Here is a 13297-nt window from a genome sequence, read left to right as displayed (position 1 = left end):
GGCTCCGATGATGGAGCGCTTTTGCGGAGTTTCAGTCGCCATGCTGGGCATTCAAGATTTACCCCTTTTTGTGGCCTCCGGTTTGCTGCTGAATATGGCGCCTGGGCCCGACTCGATGCTCATCATGACGCGCAGCGCCACCCAGGGCTGGCGTGCGGGCTCGGCGGCGGCTCTGGGCATAGGCGCGGGCACCTGTTTGCATGTCTTGGCGGCGGCCTTGGGGCTATCTGCTTTGATGGCCAGTTCGGCCTGGGCCTTCGGGCTTTTGAAGTATTTGGGCGCGGCCTATCTGGTTTATCTCGGTGTCGTCATGCTCTTCAGCCCTAGAAAACCGAGCCGGACCCCGACGCAGGCGGCGGAGCAGCCGGTGATGCTGTCCTATCGCAAGATCTTTGCGCAGGGCTTCTTGACCAATGTGCTCAATCCCAAGGTGGCGCTGTTTTTCTTGGCCTTTGTGCCGCAGTTCATCGCGCCCGACGCGCCGCACAAGGCCTTGGCTTTCTTGCTGCTCGGGGCGATCTTCAATTTCAATGGCATGTTGTGGTGCCACGGCCTGGCGTATGCCACCGCTCAGGCCAGTCGGCGGCTTCGCTTGGGTGGGCGCTGGGGCTATGCTTTGAATCGCCTGATCGGGCTGATGTTCTTGTCTTTTGGCCTGAAGCTGGCCCTGGGCGAGCGCACGTGAGCGCCAACTGGTTTGTGTCGAGACGGCGCTGGGCACTGGCGGCCGGAGCTTCTTGCTTGGTGGTGGCCGTGCTCGCGCTGTACCTGAGCCCTTACCTGAGCTTGCAGCGCATGCAGGCCGCGGCCGCTGCGCATGAGGGTGAACGGCTGGCCGCCTGGATCGACTTTCCGGCCTTGCGGGCCAACTTGAAAGTCGGTGTCCATCAGCGTTTGGCCTTGTCGCGACAGAACGCGCAGGGGCAACCCACCGCAGCCTCGCTGATGGGGGCGGCGGTGGCTGGGGCCTTGCTGGGGCCTATGGTGGATGCCTTGATCACGCCAGACAGCCTGGCGCGCTTGTTGCGAGGCCAGAGCCCGGCCCAAGCCCTGTTGAAGCCACAGGGCGCCGACAAGTCCGATGCAGAGCTGCCAAAGCGGCTGGAGACTCAGATGCGCTACGAGGGTTTGAACCGCTTTGTGTTCAGCGTGCGCCAGGCGGGTGAGGATGAAGACCCGATCGACCTGGTGCTAAGTCGCCAGGGCCTGTTCAGCTGGCGTTTGACGGAATTGCGCCTGCCCTGATCAAACTTCCATGCGTGCCGGGGACAGGTATTGCCTCAGGTACTCATCAAAGGGCAAGGTGTCTGCCGCTTCGATGCGCGCCTGCTCCACCAAGGATGCCTCGGCCTGTACTTTGAAGCGCTGGGCTTGTGCTTCGCTATAGGGCAGGTCCATCAGCGTCTTGCGGGTCTGCTCGGACTGCTGGCGCAGAAAGTCGATATAGCTGTCGTCAAAGTCCTGGGCCATGGCACGCAGCACACGGGCCGAGGGGGTGCTGTGCGGATCGGCCAGCGTGGCCTTAGCGGCGGCCAGGGCTTCCGCGTGGGCGGTGCCGCCTTGGGCTTCGTCCAGCATGCGGGCCATGGGCGCACATTGCGCCAGCAGCTCGGCCGCCCAGTCGCTCAAGAGCGTTTGGCTGCCGTCGGCCCGCGTCAGCTTCAAGCCGGGCTCGCGTCCGCGTGCCGCGACCAGGTGCTGGTTTTCGGCCAGCGTGGCGATCTCGGCCGGGGTGTCCGGCGGGCTGTCGGTCAACAGGCAATGCAGCAAAAAGAGATCGAGGAAGCGAATCGTCTGTGCATTGATGCCCACCGGCACAAAGGGGTCCAGATCCATGCAGCGCACTTCGACGTACTCAACGCCACGTTCGCGCAGCGCATGCAAGGGGCGCTCCCCCGCTTGAATCACGCGCTTGGGGCGGATGGTGCCGTAGAACTCGTTTTCAATCTGCAGCAAGCTGGTGCTGAGCTGGTTGTAGTCGCCGCCAGGGTTGCGCACGCCAATCGCTTCATAGGCCGGATAAGGCCGCGTTAGCGCTTCGTGCAGCGAGTCGGCATAACTTTCTAAACAGTTGTAGCTGACCGCCAGCGAAGACTGGGCATCGCTTTGATAGCCCAAACGGCCCATGCGCAGCGAGGTGCCGTAAGGCATATAGAGCGTGTGGCCGCCCAGCGCCTTCAGCTCATGACGGCGCCCTTCCACAAAGCTGGAACATAGGGCCGGCGAGGCGCCAAACAGATACAGCAACACAAAGGAGTGGCGGCGGAAGTTGCGAATCAGCGAGAAATACTGTTCGCTGCTGACGCCGGGCAAAGACCAGTTGTAGTGGATGCCCGAAATCGTCTGCATGCGCCGGCCATAGCGCTGGCCCAAACCCATGCGGTAGACGCTCTTGGAGCGCCCGACATTCGATTTGCCATAACGCCCCAGTGGAATGGTCTCGTCGGTGGGCAGGCCGCAGGGCATGGAGCCGACCCACAGGCGTTCGGCTTCTTGGCCGCAACTTTGCTTGTCCAGCACCCGGTAGACGCCTTGGTGCACCTCGGTCAACTCTTGCAAACAGGCTTCGACGCTGCTGTGCACACCGGTGATCAACTCGACCTGCGACTCGCTGTAATCGGTGGTGATGTGCGGGTGCGTCAGGGCCGAGCCCATGGCCGCCGGATGTGGCGTCAATGCCAGCGTGCCATTTGGTCGGGCGCGCAGGCTTTCTTTTTCGATCCCACGGCGAATGCCTCGCAAATCGTCCGGGGTGACGGCGAGGGCGGCTGCTTGGGCGCGCTTGTTTTCTTCGCTCATGCGTATTGTTCCAATTCACCAACTTTTTCTAAGGCCGCACGGTAACAGACAGAGGCCAAACCTGTCTTGGGCGGGGCTGAAACTTGCCACATCGGCGACAGCCCCGCGGCCCGCTTTCGGCCACACTGCCGAGACTGCAGCCCGAAAGAGCGAATTCGAATGAACTTTGACTACAGCCCCAAGGTCCAGGACCTGCAAGCGCGCCTGTTGGCTTTTTTTGAAGCTCATATCTACCCGAATGAGCGGCGCTTTTTCGAGGAAGTGGATGCCAACCGACGGGCTGGCAACGCATGGGTGCCGACTCGGCTGGTCGAAGAGCTGAAGCCGCTGGCGCGTGCCGCCGGCCTGTGGAATTTGTTTTTGCCCCGCTCCAGCCGGGCGCCCGAAGGCTTGTCGAATCTGGAGTACGCGCCGCTGTGCGAAATCATGGGCCGGGTCAGTTGGGCGGCCGAGGTCTTCAATGCCTCGGCACCGGACACCGGCAATATGGAAACGCTGGAACGCTACGCCTCAGAAGATTTGAAAAACCAATGGCTGGAGCCGCTGCTGCGCGGCGAGATCCGCTCGGCCTTCTTGATGACCGAGCCCGAGGTGGCCTCCAGCGACGCGACCAATATCCAATGCCGCATCGAGCGGGATGGCGATGACTACGTGATCAACGGCAGCAAGTGGTGGTCCAGCGGCGCGGGCGACCCGCGTTGTGCGGTCTATATCGTGATGGGCAAGACCAATCCGGAAGCCGGCCGCCATGAGCAGCAGTCCATGATCGTGGTGCCGGCCGATACGCCAGGGGTGAGGGTCAAGCGCCCCTTGAGCGTGTTTGGCTATGACGATGCGCCGCATGGCCATATGGAGATCGAACTGAAAGAGGTGCGCGTGCCGGCCAGCAATCTCTTGCTGGGTGAAGGGCGCGGCTTTGAAATTGCCCAGGGGCGCTTGGGCCCCGGCCGCATCCACCATTGCATGCGCAGCATCGGCGCGGCCGAGCGGGCGCTGGAACTGATGTGTCAGCGCGCTATCGCCCGCGTGGCTTTTGGCGAGCCGATTGCCCAGCAGACCGTCACCCAAGAGCGCATCGCCGAGGCGCGCTGCAGCATTGAGCAGGCCCGTCTTTTGACCTTGAAGGCCGCCTACATGATGGACACAGTGGGCAACAAGGTCGCCAAGGCCGAGATCGCCATGATCAAGATCGTGGCGCCCAGCATGGCGCTGAAGGTCATCGATTGGGCGATTCAGGTGCATGGCGCGATGGGCGTCAGCGATGACACGCCTTTGGCCATGATGTGGGCTCACCAGCGCACCTTGCGGCTGGCCGATGGCCCGGACGAGGTCCACCGCAACTCATTGGCCAAGCTGGAATTGGCACGCCATATGCGCCAAGTGGCCAGCGAGATCGAGATGCCGGTAACGCGCGGCAGCTAGCCTAGGGATTTCCCGGGGGCGCTTTGTCGCGCGATCGAAACAGCCCCTCCTTGTGGGGGGATGGTGCCTGCGCTGAGGCTTGCGATAGCCTGAGCGGCAATGAAAGCCACCTCGTCCACCCAGCCCAGTGTTTCAGTCGCGCCATCCGCCTTGGGCTTGGCGTTGACGGCGTGTTTGGGCTCGATGTTGGCTTTGGTGGTGCTGGTGGCACGCGGCCCTTGGTTCGAGGTCAGCGGCGGCGGTACGAGTGCTTTGGGTGCCTGGGTGCTGGGGCTGGCTTGCGCCGCCTTGTTGATGGCGGTGCTGACCGCCCTGCTGGGCTTGCGGGCCTTGCGCGGCGCGCAGCGCACGGCAGCAAAAGTCCGCAGCACTCTGGATGAAGCCATTGCCGCCCTGCCCGCCAGCGTCGAAATCTTTGATGAAGAAGATCGTCTGGTGGCCTTCAACCCTCAGCTCTTGCACATCTATCCGCATATGCAAGCGGATCTCAAGATTGGCGTGCGCTTTGAAGAACTGGTGCGCACGTCTATCCGCCGGGGTTGCGTGCCCGGGGCGGTGGGTCGTGAGGAGGACTGGTTGGCCGAGCGCATCGCCGCGCGTCGTCTGCGCGCTGACGCTGCTGCCGAACCGCTCTTGCAGCATCTGCAACTGCCCAGTGACCGTTGGATTCGGGTCTATGAGCGGCCCTTGCCCTCGGGTGGCACGATTGGCGTTCGCATGGATGTCAGCGATCTGGTGCGCGAGCAGCAACGCTTGGCGGCCAGCAAGGCGCATTTGACGGCCTTTGTGCGCGCCACGCCCAATGGCGTCTTGACCTTGGACACGGCCGGCCATGTGCTGGAGCTGAACCCGGCGGCCGAGGCGCTCTTCGGCTTCAGCGCCCCGGAGCTGCAGGGCAGCCATATCGATCTGCTTTTTGGCATCTGGATGGGCGAGCGCCTGAGTCCGGCCGCCATGCTGGGCCGCCCGCAGGAACTGAGCGCGCGGCACCGCGATGGCCGGCTCTTGACCTTGCAACTCAGTGTGGCCGAGGTCAAGACCGAGACCACCCATCGCTTTGTATGCGTCATCACCGACCTCAGCGAGCGCAAGCGCCAAGAGACCGAGTTGAAAGAGGCCAATGCTTTGCTGGCGCGACAGTCCATCACCGACGGTCTGACCGGCGTGGGCAACCGTCGCTACTTCGACCAGCTCTTGCAACAAGAGTGGCAGCGCAGCGCGCGGCATGGCCATTCGCTGGCCTGCATCATGGTGGACATTGATCACTTCAAGCTTTTCAATGACCGTTATGGTCATGTGGCCGGAGACGATTGCTTGCGTCGGGTGGCCGACCTGCTGCGCGCTTGTGCCGGTCGCAGCTCCGATGCGGTGTGCCGTTATGGTGGCGAGGAGTTTGTCATCTTGCTGGCCGAGTGTGATTTGGCCGAGGCCCAGGTGGTGGCTCAACGCTGCTTGGACAGCATTCGCTTGGCCGCCATCCCCCATGAAGCCGCGCCAATGCGTCGGCGCCTGAGCCTCAGCATTGGCGTGGCTGCCTGCATCGCCGATACGCATTCCAACGGGCTGCCCATGTTGGAGCGGGCCGACGCTGCGCTCTACGCCGCCAAGCAGGGTGGTCGCTCACGCATGGTCAGCAGCGAGCTGGCGGCCTGAGGCTGCCCGCCGCGGCGCAAGCCGCTACGATGCGGGCTATTCGCCGCCGCGGTCTTCCCGCTACTCAGCGCGGCCCCAGCTTCAGCGAGCCCTTCCCCATGTCCACGATCAGCCCCGCCGACTACATCCGCAGCCACATCCGCACCGTGCCTGATTGGCCCGCGCCCGGCGTGCAGTTCCGCGACATCACGCCGCTGCTCTCCAACCCACGCGTATTCCGGGTGCTGATCGATCAGTTTGTGCACCGCTACTTTGATGCCCGACCGACGGCGATTGCCGGGCTGGATGCGCGCGGCTTCATCATCGGCTCGGTGCTGGCTTATGAGCTGGGCCTGGGTTTTGTGCCGATTCGCAAGAAGGGCAAGCTACCCTTCACCACGGTGGAAGAGAGTTATGAGTTGGAATACGGCAGCGCCACGGTGGAGATGCACACCGATGCCGTCAAGCCGGGCGACCGGGTCGTCTTGATCGATGATTTGATCGCCACCGGCGGCACCATGATGGCCGGTGCCAAGCTCTTGCAGCGCCTGGGCGCCGAGGTGATCGAAGGGGCTTGCATCGTCGACCTGCCCGAGCTCGGCGGCTCCGCCAAGCTGCGAGCGGCCGGCTTGCCGCTGTTCACCTTGCTCGAGTTCGAGGGCCATTGACGCTTTGACGGACAATTGAGCCATGGCCAAAACAATCCCCCGCCTCAGCCCCGAGCAAATCCAAGCCATCATCAAGACGGCTTGGGAAGACACGCCGCCCTTTCGGAAGGTGTTCTTGCAACACGCTTTGGGCGAGGGTGAGCTGGTGCAGCTGATGAAGCGCGAACTGACCCCGGCCGCTTACAAGATGTGGGTCGCCCAGGGCAAAGGCGTGAAGAAGCCCACTGCCAAATCGACCTTCCCGCACGGGCGTTGATCGCTCGGCGCAAGGCCGAGCCTCACTTGCCGATACAGAATTTGCTGAAGATCTCGCCGAGCAAATCGTCGACCGAGAAGGCGCCGGTGATCTCGCCCAGCGCGTCGTGAGACAGGCGTAACTCTTCCGCCAATAAGTCGAGTGCTGGTGGCTGCAGATGCGCCACTGCCATCGCTTGCGACAGATGTTCGCGGGTGCGCTTGAGCGATTGCACATGGCGTTCGCGCGCGATGAACACGCCTTCGGGCGTGGCATGCCAACCCACTTGCTGCAGCAGGCGCTGGCGCAATTCGGCCAAGCCTGCGCCGGACTTGGCCGACATCCGCAAAGCGCCTCCGGGCAGCGCCTCGGTGTGGGCCGCATCGGCCTTGTTGAAGACCTGCACGATGCGCTCGGGCGGCACTTGCGCCAAGCGGGCCGAGATCAGCTTGTCCTCGGCTTCGTACTCGGCTTGGCCCAGGCGCGTCAGATCGTGCATGAACAGCAACACGTCCGCATCCTCAATGGCTTCCCAGCTGCGAGCCACGCCGATGCGCTCGACTTCATCCTCGGTGTCGCGCAGGCCGGCGGTGTCGCTGATGTGCAGCGGTACGCCTTCGATCTGAATCGTCTGGCTGACCTTGTCTCGGGTGGTGCCGGCAATCGGCGTGACGATGGCCAGCTCGGCCCCGGCCAAGGCGTTCAACAGCGAGCTCTTGCCCACATTCGGCTGCCCGGCCAAGACGACCTTGATGCCTTCGCGCAAAAGCGCGCCTTGCTGGGTGCGATCCAGCACGGCTTCGAGCCGCTCTTGCAAGCGCGCCAGCCGGCCCAGCGCGTCGGCTTGCTGCAGGAAATCGATTTCCTCTTCAGGAAAGTCCAGCGTGGCCTCCACCAGCATGCGCAGCTTGATCAGCGCATCGCGCAGCTCGCCCACCTCGTGGGAGAGCGCACCCGCCAGCGCGCGGCCGGCGCTGCGCGCCGCAGCCTCGGTGCTGGCGTCGATCAGGTCGCTGACGGCTTCGGCCTGGGCCAGGTCCAGCTTGCCATTGAGAAAAGCCCGTTGGGTGAACTCACCCGGCTCGGCGAGGCGAATCTTCAGCTCGGCGCCAGCTTCCAAGCAGCGTGCCAACAGCAGCTGCAGCACCACCGGGCCGCCATGGGCTTGCAACTCCAACACATGCTCGCCGGTATAGGAATGCGGCGCCGGGAACAGCAGGGCCAGGCCTTGGTCGATGGCCACGCCGGTCGCGTCTCGAAACGGCAGATAGGTTGCTTCACGCGCTCGCAAGGCTCGGCCGCAAATCGCCTCCACCAAAGGGGTCAGGTCTTGCGGGGAGGACACCCGCACGATGCCCACGGCCCCGCGTCCAGGGGCGGTGGCGATGGCGGCGATGGGGTCTTGATGACGGGCAAGCATGGGCCAGATTGTCGGTCAAGACAGACCCCCGGCTGCCGTGCTCACGTGCTTCGGGCCATCGTCACCCCGCGTCGCCGATCTTCAAACCGGCCAGTCGAGCGACACCTTCAGGACCGGCGGACGATCGGCCGAGAAGCGGCTGCGCCGACGATTGCCTGCTTCGTCGGTCCAGCTCAGCTCGCTGCCTGGATTGCGGGGCCCGATATCGGTCGCGCCGATGCGCAGGCGCACCGGCTGTTGTGCCTGTGCTGCGGTGGCGTTGGAAGCGCTGCGCCAAAACGCCGGCAGCTCGGTCTGAACGCCCAAGTCCAGCCGCAATTCGGCATCGCGCTGCAGCGTCTGCACCGCCGTCGTGCGCGCCGCGTAGCCAGGCTGCCAGCGAAGCGCCGCGTTCAGCTGCCAAGCGGCAAGCCCGCCCTGCAGGGACAGGGTGGTGCGCGCCGATGGCTGGCCGACGAGGCGGTTGTCCGGCGCCGGCAGAGCCTCGACCGTGGATCGGTACAAGGCGTGGCTGAGGGACAGCTGCCACCCCGGCAGGAGCCGCCCCTCGGCCGACAGCTCCAGCCCGGTGCTGCGCACGCGCCCGACATTGCGCGTCTGCTGCTGCCAGCGGCCGTCTGCCGTGGGTGAAAGCACAGGCTGCATCGCATCGTCGAAGTGCCGCCCAAACACGCCCACGCGGCCGGTCCATGCCGCAGCAAGCGAGCCAGCAAGTGCCAGCTCGGCGCTGTTCACACGCTCGGGGCGCAGCGCCGGGTTGCCGACTAAATCTGGATAGCTCAGCGTACCGGCACGCTCACGCACGCCGTCATGCAACTCACGCAAGCGCGGCAGCCGCATGCTGCCCGCGAGCGAGGCTTCCAGCCGCAGTGCATGGGCTGCGCTCAAGGTCTGCTGCCATCCCAGATTGAGCAGGGTGAACCGATCATTGCGCGGGCTGGCAATACCCTCGAGCTGACTGCCCTCGCGTCGGAGCCCCAGCACCAGCTGATGCAAGGCGTCTGGCTTCCATTGCAACTCGCCCCAGAGGGCCGGTTGACGCCGGCGCTGGCAGGGTTGGGGGCCTTCGTCACCTTCGCTGACCGTGCACGACTCGGAAGCGCCGAGCTGAGCGCCGGCCGCCAACACCCATTGGGGCGTCAATTCGCGCTCCAAAGTGGCGGCAGCGCGCCATTCGTGTTCATGTTGCTGGTCGGCCCAGCGATCGGCGTTGTCGGGCGCGGCGCCGACGGCGAGCTGTTGCCCAGTGCTGTCATTGCGGTCGCGGCGCAGCCAAGCGTCGATGGACAGCGTCGTCGTGCCGTGCCGGCGCCAGCTCGCGTTCGCCATTTCGGTGACGCGTCGTTCGGTCCACTGCAAATCGCTGCCCTCGTCGTCGGGCGGGAACGGTGCCTGGTGCAGCGCATGCCGGGTGGCGGTGCGCTGGGATGCATCGTCAGCGGAACGCATCAGCTTGAGGAGCCATTGATCGTTGTCGCTGATGGCCTGCAGCGTGGCGTCCAGCACGAGCGCGCGGTCCGAGGCATGGCGCGACAGCGCATCTTCCATCCGTGCGGGCGGCGGGGCCTCAGACCCGGCGAAATCGATGTGTTGCCCGACCCGGTCGGTCCAAGCCGAGGGCGCATCCCGTCCCATGGCACCCAGCTGCGCCTGCCAACCGGCCCCCACCCAGCCTTGTCGCCAGCCGACTTCGGCACCCAGCCGGCTGCCGCGCGGCAGCAGGGCGGTCGACAGCCTGGCCCCGGGGGGCGCCGATTCGCGCAAGACCACGTCAATGATGCCCGCCACGGCCTCGCCCCCATCGGCGGCGCGCGGCGCTGTGCGCACCTCCACCCGCTCGACGCGATCCAAGGAAAGCCCGTCGAGTGCGAGGCCGGGGCCCAGCGTTTTCATCGGCAGGCCATTCACCCGCACCAGCGTGTAGCCGCCGCTCATGCCGCGCAAAGACAAGCGTGGCGGGTCGCCCTCGCCTTCGCCGGAGCGGTCCAGCACGACGCCTGGCAATTGCGCCAGTGCCGCGGCCAGATCGCGCGCGCCGGTGCGCTCCAGCGTCTCGCGGTGGATCACGAGGGCCAGCAGTCCCGTCGCTTCGCGCTTGGAGACCAAAGACTGCGGCTCCAGCACGGTTTGTGCTTGAGCATTCAGCAAGACGGCGCCACCCAGCATGGCGCTCAGGGCGGTTAGGGCGCTCAAGCGGAGCGCGTGCGCTGTGCGGAGTCGCAGCGTCCAATCGACCTTGGGCACGGACGGAAGGCGCGACAGCGGACGGATATCCAAATTCATGGCAAAAGCAGATCGGGGCATGGGGTTGGGGAAACTGGGGCGCGACGGGCTGCCGTCTTGAGCAGACGCAGACGCGCTGGGCGGGTCCGGGCGCTGCAGCGCTCAGCGCGCGCCATTGGCGATGAAGTGCTCCACCGCCGCTTTGACGAGTTGCAGATTGTCTGCCAGGCCCAGCTTGCTGCGCAGACGCTGGCGATAGGTCTCGACGGTGCTCTCGCTCAGACCCAGCCGTGTTGCCATTTCCGGCTTGTCGCAGCCTTCCGCCAACAGCGTGAAGACCTGCCACTCGCGGGGTGCCAGCGCCGGGAGACCGCCTTGGCTCAGCTCAGCGCCAACCAGGGCGTCCAACACCGCGCTCGACCAGTAGTGCCCGCCTTCCAGCAAGCTGCGCACGGCCTTGGCCAGCTCCTCAGCGGCCGAAAGCTTGGATACATAGCCGCGCGCGCCAGCCTTGAGTGCGGCATTGAGCAGGGCTGGGCTCTCGTGCATCGACATCACCAAGACAGGCGGCACGGCCGTCCGCTCACGCAGAGCGTGCAGCAGGTCCAGGCCTGTTTCATGGCGCAGCTTCAGGTCCAGCACCACCAGCGCATAGCGCTGTGTGTCTAGCGCTGCCAGCCCGCCAGCCACGGTGTCAGCCTCGTCGCAGGCGCGCTGCGGCCAGGCTTGACGCAGCAGTTGCGCCAATCCGGCACGCACAACCGGGTGATCGTCGACCAGCAGAAAAGGACTCTCCTCGAAGGCCTTGTCAGAGGGGCAGGGAGCAGGCATGGAAAAGGCTTGGAAAGGGCATGGAACGGGCTTGGATAAGGCGTTTGGGCTTGTGCGGCAAGGCGCTGAGGCGGGCGCGAGGTTCAGGTGCTTGTGACGCTGACGCGCGTCCAGCCACTGGCGCGGTCGACCGCGAGGCGGGCTCCCAGTGTCGCCGCGCGCGCGCGCATCGAAGCGAGGCCCACGCCGCTTTCGACGCGGCCCGCATCAAAGCCGACCCCGTCATCTTCGATGCGCAGCAGTTCATCGGGCCCCGGACTCAGCAACAGCCGTACGGCACTGGCGCGCGCATGGCGCAGCGCATTGCTGACGGCTTCCTGTGCGATGCGAAGCAATGCTTGGCAAGCGTCCGCATCCCAGGCTGGCAATTCATGCGGCAGCACCAATTCCACCGGCAGCGGTCGGCTGCGTTCGGCCAGGCGAGCCAGTTCGGCGAGCAGGTCCGGAGCGTCCGCCTGGTGGGTCGGTGCGAGGTGCCAGTCATGGGACAGTTCGCGCACCGCCTGTGCGGCATCGCGCAAGGTGTCGGCCAAGGTCTCGCAAGCGGGCTGCAGCGCCGGGTCGACCACCAGGGCCAAATGTCGGGCCTGCAGCTGGGCGGCCGTGAGCAATTGGCCGGTGTTGTCGTGCAACTCGGCGCCCAGCCGCTGGCGCACCACGGCGCCGGCCTGGCGAGCCGCCCCCACCAGCGCGCGGTTCACCTCGCGGCTGTCGGCGAGGGCGCGCTGGCGGTGCTGGGCCCTGGCCGTGCGCCGCGCCAGCACCTCGGCCAAGCGCACGCGGCTGGCCAGCAGACGCCAGCTGAGCCACCACAGCGTGCCAAACAACAGGCCCAGCACAGCGGCCGTGCCCAGCATCACGGTCGCCACCGGCTCGAGCGCTTGGCTCGCATAAAGCCGCATCGGCAGCGGCGACCCGGCGAGATCCAAGAAGCCCGCGCCCAGCGAGTCCGTGTAGGCCCGCACCGGCAGCGAGCCCTGCGACCACAGCACCCGGGTCGGCGTTCCCACCGAGCCGAGAGCCAGCGCGCGGTACTGCACGCGGGCGGAGTGCTCCCAGCGCGACGTGGCGCGGGCCATCATCGCGGCGATGGGCATCTCCAGCTGGACGTAGCCGACGACGCGCCCAGGCATGGCGCCAGCCTCTGCAGCCCAGGGCGGCGCGCCCTCCCACACCGGCATCAGCCAAGCCGGCGCGCTGTCCTCGGGCTCAAGCCGAACGCGCACCGTGTCCTCGGGCGTCCGATAGCTCAGCCGGGCCATGCGCTCGAGGGTGGCGTGTTCATCGGCACCGGGCGCGCTGACCACAGGCGAACCGCTGTCCGCAGGGTCGCAGGTCCACCGCCGGTCTTGCCACACCAGGGCCGAGCGCGCGCCCTGCTCGCGCAGCCGCTGGCAGGCGGCTCGCAAGGCGGGCGACCCCAGGTCCAGCGTGAGTTGACCGTCGGCGCCGCGGACGATGTGCTCATGCCAAAAGTCGCTGGCGCTGAAGAATCGTTGCCGTTCAGCGTTGGCAAGGATGCTGATCCGATGCAGCTCATCCTGCACTTCGCGGTCCACGCGCTCTCGATCAAGCATCCAGGCTGCGGCAATGCCCGAGACCCACAACAAGGCCAGAAGCAGGCCGAGCAAGGCGAGGGCAGTTCTTGCGCGGGTGGGCAGGTGGCGGTTCAGGTCAACACTCCTCGTCATGCGGCCGTGTCGTCTTGCGGTTGACATCGATGTCAACTCCGAAGCGATTACGGTGGCGCGAGTGTATCCATAGCATCCGGGGCCATGCCCTTGTCTCTGGCGCCAAGCATGCCGAGGCAAGGCCTTCACTGATCGTTGACTCCATCAAGACCTCCTTCCATGCAGCCTTCCCCATCTTCTCGCTCCCCCCGCAATCGCCGCCCTCGTGGGGCGGACAACTTGCTGATGGCCGCCGCGCTGGCGGCAACAAGCGCCGCCATGCTGAGCGCGTGCGGAGGGGGCGGCAACAGTGAAGGCAGCCCGAGTCCTGCTCCCGCACCCGCACCCGCACCCGCACCCGCACCCGCACCCGCACCCGCACCCGCACCCGCACCCG

The 13297-nt window shown here is 65.8% G+C and carries 11 protein-coding genes and 1 pseudogene; 7 read left to right on the top strand and 5 right to left on the bottom strand.

Going from position 1 to position 13297, the window contains the following annotated elements; translation table 11 throughout:
• The first annotated feature begins 40 nt into the window (after positions 1-40).
• Positions 41-685 (top strand): LysE family translocator, encoded by a 645-nt coding sequence (locus LNV06_RS11220; protein WP_263538370.1) that lies wholly within the window; start codon positions 41-43, stop codon positions 683-685.
• Positions 682-1245 carry a DUF2939 domain-containing protein gene (locus LNV06_RS11215; RefSeq protein WP_263538369.1) on the top strand — a complete coding sequence of 188 codons (564 nt, stop codon included), beginning with the start codon at positions 682-684 and terminating at the stop codon, positions 1243-1245. Before LNV06_RS11220 ends, LNV06_RS11215 begins: the two co-directional genes overlap by 4 nt.
• Here LNV06_RS11215 and gshA read toward each other — a convergent pair whose 3' ends face one another.
• Positions 1246-2799, bottom strand: coding sequence for a glutamate--cysteine ligase (gshA, locus tag LNV06_RS11210; protein WP_263538368.1), 1554 nt, complete (start codon positions 2797-2799; stop codon positions 1246-1248).
• A 159-nt stretch (positions 2800-2958) separates the two neighbouring features.
• On the opposite strand from gshA, the gene LNV06_RS11205 reads away from it, so the two are divergent.
• The 4 genes from LNV06_RS11205 (at position 2959) to LNV06_RS11190 (ending at position 6777) form a co-directional block, all read left to right on the top strand.
• A complete protein-coding gene (locus tag LNV06_RS11205) occupies positions 2959-4221 on the top strand; it encodes an acyl-CoA dehydrogenase family protein (RefSeq protein WP_263538367.1) in 1263 nt (420 codons plus the stop codon).
• A gap of 99 nt (positions 4222-4320) precedes the next feature.
• Positions 4321-5874 (top strand): diguanylate cyclase domain-containing protein, encoded by a 1554-nt coding sequence (locus LNV06_RS11200; protein WP_263538366.1) that lies wholly within the window; start codon positions 4321-4323, stop codon positions 5872-5874.
• Between the two features lie 98 nt (positions 5875-5972).
• A complete protein-coding gene (locus LNV06_RS11195) occupies positions 5973-6521 on the top strand; it encodes an adenine phosphoribosyltransferase (protein ID WP_263538365.1) in 549 nt (182 codons plus the stop codon).
• 22 nt (positions 6522-6543) lie between these two features.
• A complete protein-coding gene (locus LNV06_RS11190; RefSeq protein ID WP_263538364.1) occupies positions 6544-6777 on the top strand; it encodes a DUF2805 domain-containing protein in 234 nt (77 codons plus the stop codon).
• A gap of 22 nt (positions 6778-6799) precedes the next feature.
• On the opposite strand, the gene mnmE is transcribed toward LNV06_RS11190, so the two are convergent.
• From mnmE to LNV06_RS11170, 4 genes are all read right to left on the bottom strand, one after another.
• The gene (gene mnmE / locus LNV06_RS11185) at positions 6800-8176 is read right to left on the bottom strand and encodes a tRNA uridine-5-carboxymethylaminomethyl(34) synthesis GTPase MnmE (RefSeq protein WP_263538363.1); all 1377 of its coding nucleotides are present in this window, start codon (positions 8174-8176) and stop codon (positions 6800-6802) included.
• An 81-nt stretch (positions 8177-8257) separates the two neighbouring features.
• Positions 8258-10459 carry a TonB-dependent receptor plug domain-containing protein gene (locus LNV06_RS11180; RefSeq protein WP_263538362.1) on the bottom strand — a complete coding sequence of 734 codons (2202 nt, stop codon included), beginning with the start codon at positions 10457-10459 and terminating at the stop codon, positions 8258-8260.
• 102 nt (positions 10460-10561) lie between these two features.
• Positions 10562-11230, bottom strand: a complete 669-nt coding sequence (locus tag LNV06_RS11175) for a response regulator transcription factor (protein WP_263538361.1) — start codon at positions 11228-11230, stop codon at positions 10562-10564.
• Positions 11231-11313: 83 nt separating this feature from the next.
• Positions 11314-12921 carry a sensor histidine kinase gene (locus LNV06_RS11170; protein WP_263538360.1) on the bottom strand — a complete coding sequence of 536 codons (1608 nt, stop codon included), beginning with the start codon at positions 12919-12921 and terminating at the stop codon, positions 11314-11316.
• Positions 12922-13080: 159 nt separating this feature from the next.
• Between LNV06_RS11170 and LNV06_RS11165 the strand changes: the two are divergent.
• Positions 13081-13297: pseudogene (locus LNV06_RS11165) on the top strand (YncE family protein); the annotation flags it as partial.

Source organism: Paucibacter sp. Y2R2-4 (assembly GCF_025717535.1).
Lineage (GTDB): Bacteria > Pseudomonadota > Gammaproteobacteria > Burkholderiales > Burkholderiaceae_C > Paucibacter_A.
The sequence above is the reverse complement of the archived record's forward strand: the minus strand, read 5'-3'. Positions and strand labels throughout refer to the sequence as shown.

What these genes read in the sequence shown, in the direction of transcription:
- LNV06_RS11205 (WP_263538367.1), top strand. Translation starts at nt 2,959, where the DNA reads ATGAACTTTGACTACAGCCCCAAGGTCCAGGACCTGCAAGCGCGCCTG.
- LNV06_RS11175 (WP_263538361.1), bottom strand. Translation starts at nt 11,230, where the DNA reads ATGCCTGCTCCCTGCCCCTCTGACAAGGCCTTCGAGGAGAGTCCTTTT.
- mnmE (WP_263538363.1), bottom strand. Translation starts at nt 8,176, where the DNA reads ATGCTTGCCCGTCATCAAGACCCCATCGCCGCCATCGCCACCGCCCCT.
- LNV06_RS11195 (WP_263538365.1), top strand. Translation starts at nt 5,973, where the DNA reads ATGTCCACGATCAGCCCCGCCGACTACATCCGCAGCCACATCCGCACC.
- LNV06_RS11200 (WP_263538366.1), top strand. Translation starts at nt 4,321, where the DNA reads ATGAAAGCCACCTCGTCCACCCAGCCCAGTGTTTCAGTCGCGCCATCC.
- LNV06_RS11170 (WP_263538360.1), bottom strand. Translation starts at nt 12,921, where the DNA reads ATGACGAGGAGTGTTGACCTGAACCGCCACCTGCCCACCCGCGCAAGA.
- LNV06_RS11180 (WP_263538362.1), bottom strand. Translation starts at nt 10,459, where the DNA reads ATGAATTTGGATATCCGTCCGCTGTCGCGCCTTCCGTCCGTGCCCAAG.
- LNV06_RS11190 (WP_263538364.1), top strand. Translation starts at nt 6,544, where the DNA reads ATGGCCAAAACAATCCCCCGCCTCAGCCCCGAGCAAATCCAAGCCATC.
- LNV06_RS11220 (WP_263538370.1), top strand. Translation starts at nt 41, where the DNA reads ATGCTGGGCATTCAAGATTTACCCCTTTTTGTGGCCTCCGGTTTGCTG.
- gshA (WP_263538368.1), bottom strand. Translation starts at nt 2,799, where the DNA reads ATGAGCGAAGAAAACAAGCGCGCCCAAGCAGCCGCCCTCGCCGTCACC.